We start from the raw sequence: 19747 nt of genomic DNA, 5'->3' as shown, positions 1-19747 counted from the left end.
ACAAACAAATCAAGGAAAGGCCCACACGCCAGGCAACCGAACCATCCGACCAAAACACCCAAAACCCGCCCGCCCGCCAGGCGCCGCTTATAATCAACCATTCTCAGCATTCACCAGCCGAACCGACACAAATGAGCGAGACCCCGAGCGACACCACCTCTACGCTTGCCAAAAGCTTTGAGCCCCACACCATTGAAGCCCACTGGGGCCCCGAATGGGAAAAGCGCGCCTACGCGACGCCCACCATCGAGGAAAACCGGAAAGATTTCTCGATCCAGTTGCCGCCGCCGAACGTCACAGGCACCCTCCACATGGGCCATGCGTTCAACCAGACGATCATGGACGGCCTGACCCGCTATCACCGCATGCTCGGCGAAAACACCCTGTGGGTGCCCGGCACGGACCACGCGGGCATCGCCACGCAGATCGTCGTCGAACGGCAACTGGACGCACAAGGCATCTCGCGCCACGACCTCGGCCGTGCAAAATTCGTCGAACGCGTCTGGGAATGGAAGCAGGAATCCGGCTCGACCATCACGAACCAGGTGCGCCGCCTGGGCGCTTCGATCGACTGGTCGCGCGAATACTTCACGATGGACGACAAGATGTCGGCCGCCGTGCGCGACGTCTTCGTGCGCCTGTATGAACAGGGCCTGATCTACCGCGGCAAGCGCCTCGTGAACTGGGACCCGGTGCTGCTCACCGCCGTCTCCGACCTCGAAGTGGTCAGCGAAGAAGAAAACGGCTCGCTCTGGCACATCCAGTATCCGCTCACGGACGGTTCTGGCCATCTGACGGTCGCCACCACGCGCCCGGAAACCATGCTCGGCGACACTGCCGTGATGGTCCACCCGGAAGACGAGCGCTATGCGCATCTGATCGGCAAGACGGTCACGCTGCCGCTGTCAGGCCGCGAAGTGCCGATCATCGCGGATGATTATGTCGACCGCGAGTTCGGCACCGGCGTCGTCAAGGTCACGCCCGCGCACGATTTCAACGATTATCAGGTCGGCCTGCGCCACAAGCTGCCGATGATCGAAATCCTCACGCTCGACGCGAAGATCAACGACAACGCACCGGAAAAATACCGCGGCCTCGATCGCTTCGAAGCCCGCAAGCAAGTTGTGGCCGACCTCGAAGCGCTCGGCGTACTCGAATCGGTCAAACCGCACAAGCTGATGGTGCCGCGCGGCGACCGCACGGGCGTCGTGATCGAGCCCATGCTGACGGACCAATGGTTCGTCGCCATGAGCAAGCCGGCGCCGGAAGGCACCTTCAATCCAGGCAAATCGATCGCCGAAACGGCCCTCGACGTGGTGCGCAGCGGCGAAATCAAGTTCGTGCCGGAAAACTGGACCACCACTTACTATCAGTGGCTCGAAAACATCCAGGACTGGTGCATCTCGCGCCAGCTCTGGTGGGGCCATCAGATTCCGGCGTGGTACGGTGAAAACGGCGAAATTTTCGTCGCGAAGACCGAGGAAGGCGCGCGCGCTAAGGCCGCGGCCGCCGGCTACACGGGCGCGCTCAAGCGCGATGAAGACGTGCTCGACACGTGGTTCTCGTCCGCTCTGGTGCCGTTTTCGTCGCTCGGCTGGCCGAATGAAACGCCGGAACTGAAGCACTTCCTGCCGTCGTCGGTGCTGGTCACCGGCTTCGACATCATCTTTTTCTGGGTCGCGCGCATGGTCATGATGACCACGCACTTCACCGGCAAGGTGCCGTTCGACACGGTCTACGTGCACGGCCTCGTGCGCGACGCCGAAGGCCAGAAGATGTCGAAGAGCAAGGGCAATACGCTCGACCCGATCGATATCGTCGACGGCATCGGCCTCGACGCGCTGGTCGCCAAGCGCACCACCGGCCTGATGAATCCGAAGCAGGCCGCGTCCATCGAGAAGAAAACCCGTAAGGAATTCCCCGACGGCATCCCGGCATTCGGCACGGACGCGCTGCGCTTCACGATGGCGTCGATGGCCACCCTCGGGCGCAATGTCAACTTCGATCTGGCGCGCTGCGAAGGCTATCGCAACTTCTGCAACAAGCTGTGGAATGCCACCCGTTTCGTGCTGATGAACTGCGAAGGCCACGATTGCGGCTTCGGCAAGCCGGAACAATGCGGCGAATGCGGCCCGGACGGGCACCTGCATTTCTCCCAGGCCGACTACTGGATCGTCTCGCGGCTGCAGCGCGTGGAAGCGGAAATCGCCAAGGGTTTTGCCGATTATCGTTTTGATAATGTGGCCAACGCCCTATACAAGTTCGTGTGGGACGAATACTGTGATTGGTATCTGGAGCTCGCGAAAGTTCAGATCCAGACGGGTCAGCCGAACCAGCAGCGCGCAACTCGCCGCACGCTGTTGCGCGTGCTCGAGACGGTGCTGCGACTGGCGCACCCGGTGATTCCGTTCATCACCGAAGCGCTGTGGCAAAAAGTAGCGCCGTTGGCCGGGCGTTATCCCAAGGACAAAGCCGAGGGTGAAGCGTCCATCATGGTGCAGCCGTACCCCGTCGCCGAACCGTCGAAGATCGATGAAGACGCGGAACAGTGGGCGGCCGATCTGAAAGCAGTGATCGATGCGTGCCGGAATCTGCGCGGCGAAATGAATCTGTCGCCGGCGGTCAAGGTGCCGTTGCTCGCTACCGGCAACGCGGAGCGCCTGCGCACCTTTGCTCCGTACGCACAGGCATTGGCCCGTTTGTCCGAAGTGCAGATCATTGCCGACGAGGCAAGCCTGGATGCGCAGGCAGATGGCGCGCCAATTGCTATCGTTGGGAATGACAAGCTCGTGCTGAAAGTGGAAATCGATGTGGCAGTCGAGCGCGAGCGGTTGTCGAAGGAGATTGCGCGGTTGAGTACGGAAATCGTCAAGTGCAACGGCAAATTGCAAAACGAAAGTTTCGTTGCCAAGGCACCGCCGGCAGTCGTTGAGCAGGAGCAGAAAAGACTGGCAGAATTCGAAGCGACAGTGGGCAAGCTGAAAGCCCAACTGGCGCGCTTGCCGGTTTGATCACGCTCCGTGCCCGTCCCAGGCGGCGGGCAAGGACCGATCGCTAATTCAGAGGATTCAGGGTAATCACATGCTAAAAGTTACAAAGGCGGTTTTTCCGGTAGCAGGTCTTGGCACCCGGTTCCTCCCTGCCACGAAGGCGAGCCCGAAAGAGATGCTTCCGATTGTCGACAAGCCGCTGATCCAGTACGCGGTCGAAGAGGCAATGGCGGCCGGCATCACCGAAATGATCTTCGTCACGGGCCGCAGCAAGCGCGCGATCGAAGACCACTTCGATAAGTCGTATGAAATCGAGGCCGAACTCGAGGCGCGCGGCAAGGACAAGCTGCTGGAGCTCGTGCGCAGCATCAAGCCGAGCCATGTGGACTGTTTCTACGTACGTCAGCCGGAAGCGCTGGGCCTGGGCCACGCGGTGATGTGCGCCGAAAAGCTGGTGGGCGACAACCCGTTCGCCGTGATTCTCGCGGACGACTTGCTGTACGGTACGCCGCCCGTCATGACGCAGATGATCGAGGTGTTCGACCACTATCACAGCTCGGTGATCGGCGTCGAGGAGATCCCGGCTCAGGAGACGAAGTCGTACGGTATCGTCGACGGCAAGGAGTGGGAAGACTCGATCATCAAGATGTCGGGCATCGTCGAAAAGCCGGAGCCGAGCGTGGCGCCGTCGAATCTCGGCGTGGTCGGCCGTTATGTGCTGAAGCCGCGCATCTTCGACCATCTGCGTGCGTTGAAGCCGGGCGCGGGCGGCGAATTGCAGCTCACGGACGCGATTCAGTCGCTGCTCGCCGACGAACAGGTGCTGGCGTACAAGTATCACGGCACGCGTTTCGACTGCGGCAGCAAGCTGGGTTATCTGAAGGCAACCGTCGAGTTCGCCTTGCGTCACCCGGAAGTGGCCGCCGATTTCGAAGAATATCTGCGCACCCGTTCGCCGGTGCTGGAAGGTTGAGCGGCTGTGAGCCGTTAGCCACCCGGTAGCGTTGGACCGAAGTTAAAAGGCGCTGTGCCCGCGTTCGTGGGCACAGCGCCTTTTGTTTTCTGGCGATCGCTCTGGGGCGCGCGCTGGTGCGTCGACGTCAGCGGCGCTTCATCAGGAAGGTGAAAACCTTGTCATGCGCGGAGCTTTCGACGATTTCATTGCCGGTTTGTCTCGCAAACGCGGCGAAATCGCGCTGCGAGCCCGGATCGGTGGCGAGCACCTTGAGAATCTGGCCGCTTTCCATGTCGGCGAGCGCCTTCTTGGCGCGCAAAATGGGCAGCGGGCACATGAGCCCGCGTGCATCGACTTCCTTGTGAATCTGAATTTGCATCGACGATGACCTTCGGGGGAGTGGGCGTGTTTTTTGACGCCGGTGGGTCAAATTCTACAGCAGGCTTATTGTGGTTGCCGGGAGGTGGGTTTTTGGCTGTTTGATCGCTGTTTGGTCGCTGTTTGGTCTCTGGGTGGGCCTTTCCTTGAAATCTTTGTGGTTTATTAGTGTTGCCCCTGTGCGGGGCGGCACTCCCTTTCTTTGCCGCCGCAAAGAAAGGAAGCAAAGAAAGCGGCTTCACACCGCCAGCTTATAAGCGGGTCCCCCGGCTTGGAGGAGGCAGTGGCACATCTGGAATCTGTGCCCTCGCGCATTCGGAGCTTGTGACAAGGCAGTCATACCGCCCGCCTCGCGCTGCGCGCTCGCCGGAGCGGTCCGTCCAAAAACCCGTCGCCGCGCGTGTGCGCGGTGCGGCCACCGGCTTCGCCCCGGCGATGCCGCGAAACGGCCGGCGGTTTTGAAGGCGTCAGCCGCGGTGGACGGAGCCGGCACCACGGGAAATGCCGTCGGACGTAGAAAATGGCGGGACGAAAACAGTCGCACGCGCGAAAGAGGTCGAGCCCCTGGCAAGCCGCCCATGCGGGAAATCCGTCCACGACTCATTGAACGCTTGGCATCGAAACGACCGACGTCTTGCAGAACGACCGCGACGGCGCGCGCAGCGCCGCCGGAAGAATGAGCGCCTTGTCACGAACGCGGAAGGCGCAAGGGCACGGATTCCAGATGCGCCACTGCCTCCTCCAAGCCAGGGGACCCGCTTATAAGCTGGCGGTGTGAAGCCGCTTTCTTTGCTTCCTTTCTTTGCGGCGGCAAAGAAAGGGAGTGCCGCCCCGCACAGCAATGCTCTCAACTTAAGCTCCGCTGGATCATGCGAGTTTGTACGCGAGATGGAAGTGGGGCTTGGCTTTTCTGGGTGGTCTTGTATAGGAGCGTGAGGGCTGTATCCGGCATCGGGTCTGGCGGATCAGTTCCAGCACACCGGCGAGGCCGTCCAGACATCGCTGGATGCGCAGAAGACACGCGCCGAGGATGGGCTTGAGTGCGCCCAGTGCATACACCCGGTTAGGACGGCTGGCATGTCTGTCGTCGTGCGGCGCATCGAGATCGCTGAGCAGGGTGAACAGGTTGTCGGCGAGGATTTTTGCGCCGAAGTCCTGCTGTAACGCCAGGTAATCGAGGCCTGTGACGGCTTCCAGCCGCAGCCGGTGCTTGAGTCGTTTGAACGCTTCCTCGACCCGCCAGCGCTGGTGATAGAGCGCGCCGAACGATGCCGCCGGATAACGCCCGCCATCGAGCAGCGAGGTCATCAGCACCCGCACGCGACCGCCCGGCGTGACGTCGCGGATCAGGCGAACAGTGGTGGGCGTACGCGCCAGTTCATAGTCGCGGGCATCCAGTTCGCTGGGCGCGTCCAGTGTCACCACACGCTCGGCTTTACCGCTGCGGGCAAAGGCGCTGACGCATTTCCAGTTACGCGCATCGACGCGCATGCAGAACGGGATTTCGCGCTGTGCGAGCGCCGCCACCATCGCGTTGCCGATATAGCCGCGATCGAGCAGCAGCAGGTCGGTATGCGGTTGCAGCACATCGAGGGCTTCGAACAGCATCTGCCGCTCGCCGCCGTCGGCGGGATGAAGTGCAGCGTGCAGGGTCAGTTCGGAACCCGGCAGGAATAGCGCAAACGCGTAGTGATCGGCGCGCAGTTCATGGCCGCGACGCGTGCCCACACGCAGGCGGCTGCCATCAGCGGCGACCAGCCTCAGGCCGTGCCAGCGCATCGAATCGATATGGGGTTGGGCCAGCGAGATCAGGCGGGCGCGGGCCAGCTCGAACAGTTCGGCAGACACTCCCCGTCGCGCCTTGCTGAAGGCCTGTGCGCTCACAGCGCGGGTGCGCCCGCCGCGGCTTCCCAGTGCGCCGAATAGCGCGTCAAGTTCGGCCTGCACACTGGCGCACATGCCCGACATCATCAGCGCGGCCATGCGCGGCAAGGTCAGTGTGCGATTGCGGGTAAAGGCGGTGGGAGAACGACGCACGCGATCGGCGAGCGCCGGATCGAACAGGAATTCGGAGAACTCAGCCAGAAGCCTTGAGGACGCTGGTATTTGAGTTCATATCGTTGATTTATCAGTGAGTTATGCGATGAAGCTTACAGGGCTAACGCCCTGTATACAAGCCCTTCGAGGCTTAAGTTGAGAGCATTGCCCCGCACAGGGGCAACGCCAATAAACCACAAAGATTTCAAGGAAAGGCCCACCCACTCAGCAAGCAAACCCACCCCGCCGAACAGGCAAAAAATCGCCCCCCCGTCCGGGGCATATAATGTCGAACGACCCGCCGCCCCTCCGAAAAAATGCCCGACCTGCTAGCCAATCTAAACCCCGAACAACACGCCGCCGTCACGCTCCCCAACGAGCCCGCGCTCATTCTCGCCGGCGCGGGCAGCGGCAAAACCCGCGTTCTGATCACCCGCATCGCGTGGCTCATCCAGCACGGCTTGGCGTCGCCCGCCACGATTCTGGCGGTGACCTTCACCAACAAAGCCGCCCGCGAAATGATGTCGCGTCTGTCGGCGCTCCTGCCGATCGACACGCGTGGCATGTGGATCGGCACCTTCCACGGCCTGTGTAACCGCATGCTGCGCGCGCATCACCGCGACGCGGGACTGCCGGCCACCTTCCAGATTCTCGATACCGCCGACCAGTTGTCCGCCATCAAGCGTCTGATGAAGGGCCTCAACATCGACGACGAAAAGTACCCGGCGAAAAATCTCCAGTACTTCATCAACAACGCGAAGGAACAGGGCCTGCGCCCGAAAGACGTCGACGCGACCGACAACTTCAACCGCAAATTCGTCGAACTCTACGAAGCCTACGACCAGCAATGCCAACGCGAGGGCGTGGTCGACTTTCCGGAACTGCTGCTGCGCTGCTACGAACTGCTCGCGCACAATCCGCCGCTGCGCGCCCACTACCAGGCGCGCTTCCGGCACATTCTGGTCGACGAGTTCCAGGACACCAACAAGCTGCAATATGCGTGGCTGAAGATGCTGGCGGGCCAGACCAACTCGATCTTCGCCGTCGGCGACGACGACCAGTCGATCTACGCCTTCCGCGGCGCGAACGTCGGCAACATGCGCGACTTCGAACACGAGTTCAACGTCCGTCATCTGATCAAGCTCGAGCAGAACTACCGCTCGCATGGCCATATTCTCGACGCGGCCAATCAGCTCATCGCCAACAACTCGCGCCGTCTGGGCAAGAATCTGCGCACCGACGCGGGTCACGGTGAACCGGTTCGCGTGTATGAATCCGCGACCGATTCGCAGGAAGCCGGCTGGATCGTCGAGGAAATCAAGGCGCTGATCAGCACCGGCACGTCGCGCAGCGAAGTGGCGATTCTCTACCGCAGCAACGCGCAGTCGCGCACGATCGAACACACGCTGGTCAACGCGGGTATCGCGTATCGCGTGTACGGCGGCTTGCGCTTTTTCGAGCGCCAGGAAGTCAAGCACGCGCTCGCCTATCTGCGCCTGATCGACAATCCGAACGACGACACCGCGTTCGCCCGCGTCGTCAATTTTCCGACGCGCGGCATCGGTGCCCGCTCCATCGAGCAACTCGCGGACGCGGCGCGTCAGTACAACTGCTCGATGGCCGCGGCGATTCCGTACGTGGCGGGCAAGGCGGGTTCGAGCCTCGCGGGCTTCGCCAATCTGATCGGCAAGATGCGCGCGGAAACGCAGCAGATGAGCCTGCCGGAAACCGTCGAATACGTGGTGCGCACGAGCGGTCTCTCGGAGTTCTATCAGAACGAACGCGAAGGCCAGGACCGGTTGGAGAACTTGCAGGAACTGGTCAACGCGGCCGCCGCGTTCGTCAGCGAAGAGGGCTACGGCATGGACACGCCTGCGCGCTCCATTCCGCTGCGTCCGGGCGCGAGCGCAGCGCCTGAACTGGCCGTCGCCACCGACGATCCGAATACCGTCGTGCTCGACGCGCCCGGCATCGCCGACCCGGCGCAAAACCCGGACACGATGACGCCGCTCGCCGGCTTCCTGTCGCACGCATCCCTCGAAGCGGGCGACAACCAGGCGCAAGCCGGCCAGGAGGCCGTGCAACTGATGACGGTGCACGCGGCGAAGGGCCTCGAATTCACGGCGGTGTTCATCACCGGTCTGGAAGAGGGGCTGTTCCCGCACGAAAACAGCGCGATGGAATCGGACGGTCTGGAAGAAGAGCGCCGCCTGATGTACGTGGCGATCACGCGCGCCAAGGAGCGGCTGTATCTGTCGTTCGCGCAGAGCCGCATGCTGCACGGCCAGACCCGCTACAACATCCGCTCGCGTTTCTTCGACGAACTGCCGCAGGAAACGCTCAAGTGGCTCACGCCGAAGGTCGAGGCGGGCGCGCGCTGGGGCGGCCGCTCGGACAACGCGGGTTATGGGCGCGACTGGTTCGCGCGGCCGGGTTATACGGGGCCCGCGTCGTCCACGCCCGCGCAATTGCCCGCGTTCGCGAACGAACAGCGTGCGGCGGAAACGGGTTTCCGCGTCGGCCAGCAGGTGTTCCACACCAAGTTCGGCGAAGGCACGATCACCGCGCTCGAAGGCGGCGGCACCGACGCGAAAGCACAGGTCAAGTTCAAGCGGCACGGCGAGAAATGGCTGGCGCTCGCGGTCGCTAAATTGCAGGCGGTGGAATGAGCGGCACGGGCGCAGACGCGCCGGGCGCGGGCGTCGGGGCATCTGGCGTCGACGCGGCGGGCGAAGAGGCGCATGGCGCTGGAACGGTGGGCGTCGAGGCTCACGGCGTGGAAGCTGCCGGCATGCCGGGCGTGGTGGGTGGCTCATCAGCCGCAAGCCTGTCCGCGATCGATCCGAACCGCAGCGGCGCGCCGGTTTCGCATCGGCCGCTCGGCATTCTGGCGGCGTTGCCGCAAGAACTCGGCGATCTGATCGAAGCAATGCGTGCCGAGTCCGGCGTGCGCACGATCACGCACGGTCAGCGCGACTATCACCTGGGCAGCGTCCACGGCGCGCCGTGTGTCGTAACGCTGGCGCGCGTCGGCAAGGTCGCGGCGGCGGCCACGGTCAGCGCGCTGATCCACGCATTCGACGTCGAGGCGATCGTGTTCACGGGCGTGGCCGGCGGCGTGGGGCGCGAAGTGCGGGTGGGCGACATCGTGGTCGCCGACGCGTTGCTGCAGCACGATCTCGACGCATCGCCGCTGTTTCCGCGTTTCGAAGTGCCGTTGCTGGGCATCTCGCGCTTCGACGCCAATGCGGCGCTCGCCGATCAACTCGCCGCAGCCTGCGAGCGTTTCGTCGCGGAAGAGGGCGCGGCCTCGGCGGCGCGTTTCGGCACGCGCGAGCCGCGCGTGCATCGCGGTTTGATCATCAGCGGCGATCAGTTCGTGGCCAGCGCCGCGGGCGTTCAGGCCTTGCGCGAAGCGTTGCCGGATGCGCTCGCCGTGGAAATGGAAGGCGCGGCGATCGCCCAGGTCTGTTACGAATACGGCGTGCCGTGCGCGGTCGTGCGTACCGTTTCCGATACCGCGGACGATCACGCGCCCGAGTCTTTCGTGTCGTTTCTCACGGCGATCGCGGGCACGTATTCGAACGCGATCCTGACGCGGTTTTTAGAAGCACGCAGTTCGACAATCTGACGGCCGGCGTCGCGGCGCGCATGTCGACGCATTGATGAACAACCCGCGCTTCAGCCCGGGCTTCAGCCCCCGCCGCAGCCTTGCAAGCTATTTCCCCCCGGCGTCGTCCAGCGCCTCGCGCACCTGCTGCAACGCTGCCGGATCTTCGATTGTCGGCAGATCGCCCGGCTCGCGTCCCTCGGCGAGCGCCGCGATCGCGCGGCGCAGCAGCTTGCCGGAGCGTGTCTTCGGCAGCATCGACACCACTACGACCCGTGACGGCCGTGCAATCGCACCAAGCTGCCGGTCAACCGTCGCCGTAAGTTCGCTTTCCAGTTTGCCGCGCTTTTTCGTGTCCGCGTAAGCCTGCGCGTCGCGCAGCACCACGAAGGCCATCGCCGCCTGACCCTTCACCGGATCCGTTACGCCGACCACCGCCACTTCCGCGACGGCCGCGTGGCTCGACAACGCTTCCTCGATCTCGCGCGTGCCGAGCCGGTGGCCGGCGACGTTGATCACGTCGTCGGTACGGCCGAGGATCGTCACGTAGCCGTCTTCGTCCTGCACGCCCCAGTCGAAGGTCGAATAGACCTGCTGGTTCGGAATGCTCGACCAGTAGGTGCTGACGAAGCGTTTGTCATCGCCCCATACCGTCGACATGCAACCCGGCGGCAGCGGATAGTCCAGCGTCAGCACGCCCTTTTCGCCGGGCGGGCAGGGCTCGCCGCTCAACTCGTTGCGCAGGGTCAGATTGAATCCCGCCGACGGCACCCCGGGCGAGCCAAGCCTGGTCGGCAGTGCTTCGACGCCGCGCGGAATCGCCAGCATCGGCCAACCGGTTTCGGTCTGCCAGTAGTTGTCGATCACCGGCTTGCCGAGCGCGCCGGCGATCCAGGCGGCGGTCGGTTCGTCGAGCGGCTCGCCCGCGAGGAACAGCGCGCGCAGGCTCGTCAGGTCCGCTTGCTTCAGCAGCGCCGGATCCTGCTTCTTCAGCACGCGCAAGGCGGTCGGTGCGGTGAACATCAGATTGATCCGGTGATGGGCGACGAGCCGCCACCAGATGCCGCCGTCCGGACGGATCGGCGTGCCTTCGTACATCACGGTGGTGAGGCCCGCGAGCAACGGCGCGTAGACGATATAGCTGTGGCCGACCACCCAGCCCACGTCCGACGCGGTGAACATCACGTCGCCCGGCTTGCCCTGAAAGATGTGCTCCATCGACGCCGCCAGCGCGACCGCGTAGCCGCCGACATCGCGTTGCACGCCCTTCGGCTTGCCGGTCGTGCCCGACGTGTACAGCACGTAGGACGGCTCGTTCGATTCGAGCCACTCGCACGGCACATGGGCGTCGAAAAACTGCTCGCGCAACGGTTCGTAGGGGACGAGATAACTGGCATTGAGCCGCTCGGGCGCGAGCTGCCGGTCGATCAGCAGGACATGCGGCGTCTTGTGTTTCGCGCGGGCGAGCGCTTCGTCCATCAGCGGCGTGTAGTCGATCACCTTGCCGCCGCGCGCGCCGGCGTCGGCGGTGACGATCAGCACCGGCTTCGCGTCGTCGATGCGGGCCGCGAGATTCGGCGCCGCGAAGCCGCCGAACACCACCGAGTGAATCGCGCCGAGCCGCGCGCAGGCGAGCATCGCGAACAGGGCCTCGGGGATCATCGGCAGATAGAGCAGCACCACGTCGCCGCGCTTCACGCCGAGCGAGCGCATGACCGCCGCCATCCGGTTGACCTCGCCGTAAAGTTCGGCGTAGGTGTAGCGCCGCTCGATGCCGGTTTCCGTCGACACATACACCAGCGCGTTCTGCTGCGCGCGCTCGGCCAGATGGCGGTCCACCGCGTTATGGCACAGGTTCGTGCGGCCGCCGACAAACCAGCGCGCGAACGGCGGATTCGAACGGTCGAGCACGGTGTCGAACGGCGTGTGCCAATGGATGCGCCGCGCTTCGTCGCGCCAGAATCCTTCGGGGTCTTCGATCGAACGGCGGTGGAAGTCGCGATAGCTTGTCATCTGCGGCGATCCTTCTGCTGCGTGGGTGAACGGATGTCGGGTCGTGCGGCCGTGTGGCGCGGCGCGAGAGCAGGGCGTGTGTCGCACAAGCATAGAGCAGGCGTGGCTCGGCGGACAACGCGGGTTCACCATGAGCGGTGCGGCGTGGGTCGGATTTGGGGAGAAGTCGCGCTTCCGACAGCACGCCACCATAGTCGCCGGCCTCTCGCACAGACAAAGCAAAAGGCGCCGAAGCGCCTTTTTTCACCAGACCTGCGGTCAGTCGGCCATCACGCCTTCGCGCGCTTGCCTTCCACATCCGGCAGGAACACCGTCAGCACGCCGATCAGCGGCAGGAACGAGCAGACCTTGTAGACGTACGTGATGCTGGTGGCATCGGCCAGTTGCCCGAGCACCGCCGCGCCGATCCCGCCCATGCCGAACGCGAAGCCGAAGAAGAGGCCCGCGACCATGCCCACCTTGCCGGGGATCAACTCCTGCGCATACACGAGGATCGCCGAGAACGCCGAGGCGAGCACCACGCCGATGATCACCGTCAGCACGCCGGTCCAGAACAGATTGGCATACGGCAACAGCAGCGTGAACGGCGCCACGCCGAGGATCGACACCCAGATCACGTACTTGCGACCGATCTTGTCGCCGATCGGACCGCCGATCACCGTGCCCGCCGCGACAGCCGCGAGGAAAACGAACAGATGGACCTGCGCGGCCTGCACCGGCAGATGGAACTTGTCGATCAGATAGAACGTGAAGTAGCTGTTGATGCTCGCGAGGTAGAAGTACTTCGAGAACACCAGCAGGATCAGCACGCCCATCGCGAACATGACCTTGTTGCGCGAGAGCGTGGCGTGACCGGTGACGCTGCGCGCCTTCTTCACCGACGGATGCGCCTTGTACCAGCGGCCGATCTGCGTGAGCACGACGATCGCAACGAGCGCCGCCACCGAAAACCACGCGATGCTGCGCTGGCCGTGCGGAATCACGATCAATGCGGCGAGCAGCGGCCCGAGCGACGAACCCGCGTTGCCGCCCACCTGAAACAGCGACTGTGCGAGCCCGTGACGGCCGCCCGACGCCATGCGCGCGACCCGCGACGACTCCGGATGGAACACCGACGAACCGCAGCCGACCAGCGCGGCCGCCACCAGCAGCACGCCGAAGCTGGGCGCGACCGACATCAGCAGCAGACCCGCGAGCGTGAAGCCCATGCCGACGGGCAGGGAATACGGCTTCGGATGCTTGTCCGTGTAACTGCCGACCAAGGGTTGCAGCAGCGACGCGGTGATCTGATAGGTCAGCGTGATCAGGCCGATCTGGCCGAACGACAGCGAGAAGTTGTCTTTCAGCATCGGGTAGATCGCCAGAATCAACGACTGGATCATGTCGTTGAGCAGGTGCGAGAAGCTGATCGCGCCGAGCACGGAGTAGACCGTGCGCTGCACCTTGGCGGCGGGTTGCGCGGCGCTGCCCGCGCCGGTTCCTGTTGCTGTGCCAGCTCCGGCTGGCGCGCCGGCGAGGGCGCTTTTATCGAGGCTTGTTTCCATACGCTAGATAAGTGAGAACAAAGAGAGATCTGAAGCCGCCAAGGCGCTGTTTAAGCAAGCTTTTCAACGCTGCGGCATTTCGACGCGGCGTTTTGCATCGGCAACTATTCGTCGAAGTTTAATGTGGCCTGACCGAATTGTAAGGACAAGTTTTGTCGCGAATCGGACACGCGCTGCTGATAAGGGCCAGAGACTGTGCGCCGAAACCGGGAACCGCGCGCACCTCGACGGTGCCGGGCACGCGCGTGCTGCCACGATCACGCGCGGCTGGCAAGACGGCCGATATATGCCGACCGGCGATTTTTGGCCATGTATAAAACGGTCGCGGGCGCGCGGCTCACAAAGCGGCGTGCCGAGGACCGGGCGACACACATGCGGCGAAAGCCGGCCGGCATTTCGCGAGCGACGTTAAAGATCGCGGGCGTTCTTGCCGTAGACCCGGAGAGATAAGAAGCAATGCCGGAACCGACCTTTCCGGCAGTTCTAAACGTGGGGACGGGGAATATGAAAGCAGTTTCGCTGGGCAGCCAGACGGGTGCGGGATTCGTTGCGGAAGGAGAAGCGGCGGGCCAGCCGCCGCGTGGCCAGAGCAGCCGCTCGCGGGCGGTAAGGCTCAAGGGTTTGTCGGTGAAGGCGATGTTGCGCCTCGCGTTTGCCGTGCTGCTGGTCGGTACGCTGCTGATCGGCGTGTTCTCGCTGACCCAGATCAGCCGTCTGAATGCGTCCGCTCAATCCATCTACGATCAGGGGCACGTCGCCAGCCGCGCCGCGGAAGAAGCGCGCGGCTACATGTTACGTGCGAGCCGCGCGCAGAAAATGCTGCTCACCGCGACCACCGCGAAAGAGCGCGATGAACTCGGCACCGACATCGAAGCGGGCCTGAGCGGTCTCGCCGCGCAACTTGGCACGCTGCAACAGTACGTCGACACGTCCGACGCGAAGGCCGTCGATCAGCAGAAGAAATTCGCCGCTGCCGTGACGGTGTGGAGTGCGCATCTGCGCGACTTCGTGACGCTCGTGAAAGCGCAGCCGCTCGATCTCTCGCAGATGAACTGGCAGGTCGGCACGCAGGACGTGTCGATGCTGGTCGAGACCGGCAAGCTGGAAAAAATGGTCGACGACCTCGTCGCGCAGCGCGGCACCGCGGCCAAGGCGACCATCGAGGCGTCGGGCTTCATTTACCACTCGTCGTTCGTGATGATCGCGGTGGCGACGCTTGGTCTGATCGTGCTCGCGTTCGGCATCAGCGAGTGGGTGGTCCGGCGCCTCGCCGGTCAGCTCGGCGGCGAGCCGGCGTATGCGAAGGAAATTGCCAGCCGGATCGCGGCGGGTGATCTGTCGATCGAGATCGCGCTCGGTCGCAAGGACAAGTCGAGCATGCTGTTCGCGCTGCACGACATGCAAAGTGGGCTCGCGACGACAGTCGCCGATATCGCGTCGAGCGCGGATGCGATTGCGACGGCATCCGGTGAGATTTCGATGGGTAATCTCGACCTGTCGCAGCGCACGGAGCAGCAGGCGATGGCACTCGAGCGCACGGCTAGCAGTATGGAGCAGTTGACGTCGACGGTTCGCCAGAACGCCGATAACGCGAAGCAGGCGAGCACGCTGGCCAACAACGCGTCGGAGATCGCGGAGAAGGGCGGCGCGGTGGTGAGCCGCGTGGTCGCGACGATGAACGATATCAACGATAGCGCGCGCAGTATCGGCGATATCATCGGGGTGATCGAAGGGATTGCGTTTCAGACCAATATTCTGGCGCTGAACGCGGCGGTCGAGGCTGCGCGGGCGGGTGAGGAAGGGCGGGGATTTTCTGTTGTCGCTGCCGAGGTGCGGAATCTGGCTCAGCGGAGTGCTGCGGCTGCCAAGGAGATCAAAGGCTTGATCAGTACTTCTGTGGAGCGCGTGAGCAATGGCTCGACCCTCGCTCAGGACGCCGGACAAACCATGGATGAAGTGGTCAAGGCGGTGAAGCGCGTGACCGACATCATGGGCGAGATTTCCGCGGCTTCTTCCGAGCAGAGTGCCGGGATCGAAGAGATCAACCTTGCCGTGACGCAGATGGATTCCGGGACGCAGCAGAACGCGGCGTTGGTGGAGCAGGCGACGGCGGCGGCCAGGTCGCTGGACGATCAGGCGCGAGGTCTGAAGGCGATGGTCGGGAAGTTCAGGTTGTGAGTTTGGGGGTTTTTTGCCCTGGCGGGTGGGGTTGTTTTGGGATGCTTAGGGTGTTGGCCTTTCCTTGTTTTGCTGGTGGTCTATTAGCGTTGCCCCTGTGCGGGGCGGCACCTACTTCTCTTTGCACGGCGGCAAAGAAAGGAAGCAAAGAAAGCGGCTTCACACCGCCAGCCTATAAGCGGGTCCCCAGGCTGGGAGGAGGTAGTGGCGCATCTGGAATCCGTGTTCTCGCACACTCCGCGTAAGTGACAAGGGACTCATTCTTCCCGCCTCGCGCTGCGCGCTAGTCGGAGCGGTCTGCCTGAAAACCAGTGGGTGCGCATGCGCGCTGTGGGGCTATCAGCTTCGCCCTGGTTTTGGTGGGTGAAAGAAGACGAGCTGCCGAATTTTCTGCATGGCTTTAGCCTGCCGTTCAGCATCTTAAATTTCGGATCGCAAACTATTGAAAATCCGAAAATAGCCAGTGCGATTGCGTGCCGAACGACCACGACGGCGCGCGCAGCGCCGCCGGAAGAATGACGGCTTTGTCACTTACGCGGAGTGTGCGAGAACACGGATTCCAGATGCGCCACTACCGCAACTGCGCGAGAGACCCGCTTAAGAACTGGCGGTGTGAGCCGCTTTCTCTTGCCTACTTCTCTTTGCGGCGGCAAAGAGAAGTAGGTGCCGCCCCGCACAGGGGCAACGCTAATAGACCACCAGCAAAACAAGGAAAGGCCAACCACTTAGAAATCCGAACAACTCACCCAGCCTTCCGAACTTCAGGCGTAACAACAACAGTACAAGTAATCCCGGCAGCCAACACAACATCTTCCGGCACGGAATCAATCCTAACCCGCACAGGCACGCGCTGCGCCAACCGCACCCAATTAAAAGTAGGATTCACATCGGCGAGCAATTCGCGGCTTTCCGGATTGTCGCGGTCATAGATGCCACGAGAAATACTTTCGACGTGCCCTTGCAGCGTGCCACCGCTCATCAACCGAACTTCAGCCTTATCCCCGACCCGCACATGAGGAAGCTTGGTCTCCTCAAAGTATCCATACACCCAGAACGAGTGACTATCGACAATCGCCAGCTTGGCCGAACCCGCCGTCGCATAATCGCCGCGAAACACGCTGAGGTTGGTGACGTAACCATCCACCGGCGACACAACCCGCGTCCGCGAAAGATTCAACTTGGCCGCATCCAGAGCCGCCAAAGCTTGCTGATAGGAAGCCTCCGCAGCCGAAGCCGTATGAGTCGCATTCTCCCGGCTCTCCTTGGACACAACCAAGGCATCCATATCCGCGCGCCGCTGCGCATCATCGCGCTTCATCTGCAATTCGGCCTTTCGCGCCGCCACCGCAGCCTGCGCCTGCTCAACCGCAATCTCATAGTGCGACGGATCGATCTGCATCAACAGATCGCCCTTCTTCACCAGTTGATTGTCCTTCACAGGCAGATCCACAACCGCGCCGGAAACATCCGGCGCGACATTCACGATCTCGGCGCGCACGCGCCCATCGCGTGTCCAGGGTTCATCCATGTAATGAACCCACAGCACGCGTCCAATCAAAATCGCGACGATAAAAATGACGGCTGTCGCGACGAAGCCCACAAGATTTCGGATGGTCATGTTTCGACTCTGATCAACGATAAACGGCGAGACCCAGCACGCCGCACACACACACGAGCAAGCTGGCCCGGAACAAGGACGGATGCCACACCACGCGATACAAGCCCGTATAGGCGATCACGCGGTCCAACATCCAGGTGAGCGCGGCGCCCGCGATAAACAGCAGCACGATGGCCGGCACGTAGGCGTCGAAAACGGCGATATCACGTGGCATGAAGAACTCCTTCTGACGCGTTTGCACGTCCGCTCATCAGCGGTTCAAGCGGCGATTGCGGATCGAGCAGCGCGGTACGAATGAAATGCAGTTGACTCAAAATGCGTTGCAGCCGATGCCGCTCTTCACGCGGCGGCGTGAAAGTGGCCAGCATCTGCTGGACGGCAGCGATGGCATCGGAGGTCGCGGCCAGCGCGCGGTCGAAGCGCTCTTCACGCGGCCGCTCGAAGAGCGCGGCCAGTGCATCGCGCATCGAACGCAACGCGACACGCCACGGCATCGACCGGGCATAGCGCGCGTCGGCGGGTAGCGCCGCCACTTCGCGGCGCAGGTCGATCATCGCGTTGCCCACTTCGAGCACCGAGAAGAGCCAGCGCAAGGTGTCGCGTTTGAGTTCGGGCTCGTTCTGCGCGAGCGCATTGATCTGGAACATCAGATCGCGCGCGCCGCTCTCGAAGCGCGACCTCACGCGGCGCAGGCCCGCGCGGCTCGCCAGCACGACCTGGCGGCGCAGATCCACCAGCAGGCGGTTGCGCAGCCACGGCGTCGAGGGCGGCAGCAGCACGGCGAACGCGATCGACGACACCAGCATCGACAGCACCAGCGCCATCGCATCGTTCATGAACGCGCTCGGGTCGTAGTGAATCACGTTGTCCGGGCCGGCAAGAAAGCAGAAGAAGATGCAGTAGCCAACGCCATAGCCGGCCAGCGCGGGACGCGTCGTCATGAACACGCCGAGCAGCAGGAACGGCGTGAGCGCGGCGCACAGCAGCGGAAAGCCGTCGATGTGCGGAAACACACCGTACACCGCGATCATGCCCATCACCGTGGCGACCAGTGTGCCGCCAGCCATCTGGAAAGCGGTGCGCTTCGGATTCGGCGATGACGACGCCAGCGCGCAAATCGCCGCGGCATTCAGCGTCAAGGTCGAGCCGCTCGGCCACGCGGTCGCGATCCAGAACGCGCCGAGCGCCATCATCACGATGGCGGCGCGCACGCCCGCGACGCCCGCCGCGATCGCATTCGTCTTCGGTTCGTAACGCTCGATCCAGCGCTCGCGCTCGTGCGTATCGACGGCAAGCGACGCGTAGGTGGCCGCGTACGCATGCAGATCGTCGATGAAGCGGTACAGCAGTTCTGCGCCGGTGTCGAAGTCGAGCAGCGGCGCCTCGGGATGCGTTTCCAGTTCCGCGCGCGTCGCGCGCACGCGCTTGGGCAACTCGGCTTTGTAGGCTTCGAGTTGCGCGGCGGCATGCGCGGCATCGGCGGCGCTCAGCACGGGTTCGCCGGACTTCGCGAGCAGCGGGGCGATTTCCTTGAAGTACGGTTCGAGCGCGTCGATCGCGATGGCCGCGCCGCTCGTGTTCGTACTGCGCAAGCGGTTCATCAACTGATGCAGCGCGTGAAAGCGCGTCGACGCGGTCATGAACTCGCTGTTCAGGCGAGCGAGACGGCCGCCGCGCATGCGCGAAGCGGGGCCTTCGAACACGGCCACGCTGCGCGCCGCTTCGAAACCGACGATGTCGGCGACAAAGCGCGCGTTGGTCGCTTCGATCTGCGCGCGGTCGTTGCGGCCGGCAAGCGACGCCGACACATACTCGACGAACGCCGAGAACCGCGCACGCACGGTGCCGCGGATCTGCAAGCCGGCATACTGCGGAAACACGAGGCCGCTCACCGCGCCCGCGCAGACGATGCCGACCACCACTTCCGCCACCCGCGTGAGGGCGCTCAGAAACGCGCCGTCCGGATGTTGCGAGGCGGGAATGCCGATCAGCGCGGCGGTATAGCCGGCCAGCACGAAACCGTACGAGCGGAAGTTGCGGTTGCGTGCGGCGCCGGCGGTGCAGATGCCGACCCAGATGGCGGTCGTGACGATGAACAGTTCGGGCTGCTGCGCGAACAGGCCGATCAACGCGAGCATCACGACGAGACCGACGAGCGTGCCGCAGATCCGGTAGAAGCTTTTGGCGAACACCATGCCGCTTTGCGGCTGCATCACGATGAATACGGTGGTCATCGCGGTGCGCGGCTGCGGCAGGTCGAGCTTCATTGCGACGCCGAGCGCGAGGAAGCAGGCGGCGAGCGCTTTGAAGAGGTAGATCCACGTGAGGCCGTCGTTGCGGGCCCAGTCGGCGGCGGCCGCGTAGAACGCGGCGAACTTCGCTGTAAACGCCGACCGCGACGCGGAAGCAGGGGAGGCGGACATG

At 63.4% G+C, this 19747-nt stretch carries 13 protein-coding genes; 6 read left to right on the top strand and 7 right to left on the bottom strand.

The annotated features are described in order from the left end of the window. Nucleotides 1-131: 131 nt before the first annotated feature. Nucleotides 132-3011: a valine--tRNA ligase gene (locus B0G80_RS09650; RefSeq protein WP_116117837.1), complete on the top strand. Its 2880-nt coding sequence runs from the start codon at nt 132-134 to the stop codon at nt 3009-3011. 70 nt (nt 3012-3081) lie between these two features. Further along, nucleotides 3082-3963 (top strand): UTP--glucose-1-phosphate uridylyltransferase GalU, encoded by an 882-nt coding sequence (galU, locus tag B0G80_RS09645; RefSeq protein WP_116117836.1) that lies wholly within the window; start codon nt 3082-3084, stop codon nt 3961-3963. Between the two features lie 127 nt (nt 3964-4090). Here the strand turns inward: galU and B0G80_RS09640 are convergent, their stop codons facing one another. Together B0G80_RS09640 and B0G80_RS09635 are read right to left on the bottom strand one after the other, a co-directional pair. Further along, a complete protein-coding gene (locus tag B0G80_RS09640; protein ID WP_041759012.1) occupies nt 4091-4318 on the bottom strand; it encodes a sulfurtransferase TusA family protein in 228 nt (75 codons plus the stop codon). An 872-nt stretch (nt 4319-5190) separates the two neighbouring features. Then, the gene (locus tag B0G80_RS09635; protein ID WP_116117835.1) at nt 5191-6387 is read right to left on the bottom strand and encodes an IS4 family transposase; all 1197 of its coding nucleotides are present in this window, start codon (nt 6385-6387) and stop codon (nt 5191-5193) included. Between the two features lie 290 nt (nt 6388-6677). Here B0G80_RS09635 and B0G80_RS09630 point away from each other — a divergent pair, with 290 nt between their 5' ends. Both B0G80_RS09630 and B0G80_RS09625 read left to right on the top strand, forming a co-directional pair. Next, complete coding sequence (locus B0G80_RS09630) at nt 6678-9029, top strand: UvrD-helicase domain-containing protein (protein WP_116117834.1); 2352 nt, start codon at nt 6678-6680, stop codon at nt 9027-9029. A 122-nt stretch (nt 9030-9151) separates the two neighbouring features. Next, nucleotides 9152-9991, top strand: a complete 840-nt coding sequence (locus B0G80_RS09625; RefSeq protein WP_408967995.1) for a 5'-methylthioadenosine/adenosylhomocysteine nucleosidase — start codon at nt 9152-9154, stop codon at nt 9989-9991. 87 nt (nt 9992-10078) lie between these two features. Here the strand turns inward: B0G80_RS09625 and B0G80_RS09620 are convergent, their stop codons facing one another. Both B0G80_RS09620 and B0G80_RS09615 read right to left on the bottom strand, forming a co-directional pair. Beyond that, nucleotides 10079-11983, bottom strand: coding sequence for a propionate--CoA ligase (locus B0G80_RS09620; protein ID WP_116117832.1), 1905 nt, complete (start codon nt 11981-11983; stop codon nt 10079-10081). Nucleotides 11984-12252: 269 nt separating this feature from the next. Further along, nucleotides 12253-13527, bottom strand: a complete 1275-nt coding sequence (locus B0G80_RS09615) for an MFS transporter (RefSeq protein WP_116117831.1) — start codon at nt 13525-13527, stop codon at nt 12253-12255. 504 nt (nt 13528-14031) lie between these two features. Here B0G80_RS09615 and B0G80_RS09610 point away from each other — a divergent pair. Next, complete coding sequence (locus B0G80_RS09610) at nt 14032-15705, top strand: methyl-accepting chemotaxis protein (RefSeq protein ID WP_116117830.1); 1674 nt, start codon at nt 14032-14034, stop codon at nt 15703-15705. A 363-nt stretch (nt 15706-16068) separates the two neighbouring features. Further along, a complete protein-coding gene (locus B0G80_RS45770; protein ID WP_166679039.1) occupies nt 16069-16224 on the top strand; it encodes a hypothetical protein in 156 nt (51 codons plus the stop codon). 223 nt (nt 16225-16447) lie between these two features. Here the strand turns inward: B0G80_RS45770 and B0G80_RS09600 are convergent, their stop codons facing one another. From B0G80_RS09600 to B0G80_RS09590, 3 genes are read right to left on the bottom strand one after another with little or no spacing between them, the layout of a single operon-like run. Then, complete coding sequence (locus tag B0G80_RS09600) at nt 16448-17323, bottom strand: HlyD family secretion protein (protein WP_106286389.1); 876 nt, start codon at nt 17321-17323, stop codon at nt 16448-16450. Nucleotides 17324-17336: 13 nt separating this feature from the next. Next, a complete protein-coding gene (locus B0G80_RS09595) occupies nt 17337-17537 on the bottom strand; it encodes a DUF1656 domain-containing protein (protein ID WP_106286390.1) in 201 nt (66 codons plus the stop codon). Then, nucleotides 17527-19746 carry an FUSC family protein gene (locus tag B0G80_RS09590; protein ID WP_116117828.1) on the bottom strand — a complete coding sequence of 740 codons (2220 nt, stop codon included), beginning with the start codon at nt 19744-19746 and terminating at the stop codon, nt 17527-17529. The genes B0G80_RS09595 and B0G80_RS09590 overlap by 11 nt, the downstream gene beginning before the upstream one ends. Nucleotide 19747: the final 1 nt, after the last annotated feature.

The organism is Paraburkholderia sp. BL6669N2, from assembly GCF_003387275.1.
In the GTDB taxonomy this organism is placed as follows: Bacteria; Pseudomonadota; Gammaproteobacteria; order Burkholderiales; family Burkholderiaceae; genus Paraburkholderia.
Note: the sequence above shows the minus strand (reverse complement) of the source record. Positions and strands in the feature narration are given on the sequence as shown.

What these genes read in the sequence shown, in the direction of transcription:
- B0G80_RS09650 (WP_116117837.1), top strand. Translation starts at nt 132, where the DNA reads ATGAGCGAGACCCCGAGCGACACCACCTCTACGCTTGCCAAAAGCTTT.
- galU (WP_116117836.1), top strand. Translation starts at nt 3,082, where the DNA reads ATGCTAAAAGTTACAAAGGCGGTTTTTCCGGTAGCAGGTCTTGGCACC.
- B0G80_RS09630 (WP_116117834.1), top strand. Translation starts at nt 6,678, where the DNA reads ATGCCCGACCTGCTAGCCAATCTAAACCCCGAACAACACGCCGCCGTC.
- B0G80_RS09625 (WP_408967995.1), top strand. Translation starts at nt 9,152, where the DNA reads ATGCCGGGCGTGGTGGGTGGCTCATCAGCCGCAAGCCTGTCCGCGATC.
- B0G80_RS09620 (WP_116117832.1), bottom strand. Translation starts at nt 11,983, where the DNA reads ATGACAAGCTATCGCGACTTCCACCGCCGTTCGATCGAAGACCCCGAA.
- B0G80_RS09615 (WP_116117831.1), bottom strand. Translation starts at nt 13,527, where the DNA reads ATGGAAACAAGCCTCGATAAAAGCGCCCTCGCCGGCGCGCCAGCCGGA.
- B0G80_RS09610 (WP_116117830.1), top strand. Translation starts at nt 14,032, where the DNA reads ATGAAAGCAGTTTCGCTGGGCAGCCAGACGGGTGCGGGATTCGTTGCG.
- B0G80_RS09600 (WP_106286389.1), bottom strand. Translation starts at nt 17,323, where the DNA reads ATGACCATCCGAAATCTTGTGGGCTTCGTCGCGACAGCCGTCATTTTT.
- B0G80_RS09595 (WP_106286390.1), bottom strand. Translation starts at nt 17,537, where the DNA reads ATGCCACGTGATATCGCCGTTTTCGACGCCTACGTGCCGGCCATCGTG.
- B0G80_RS09590 (WP_116117828.1), bottom strand. Translation starts at nt 19,746, where the DNA reads ATGTCCGCCTCCCCTGCTTCCGCGTCGCGGTCGGCGTTTACAGCGAAG.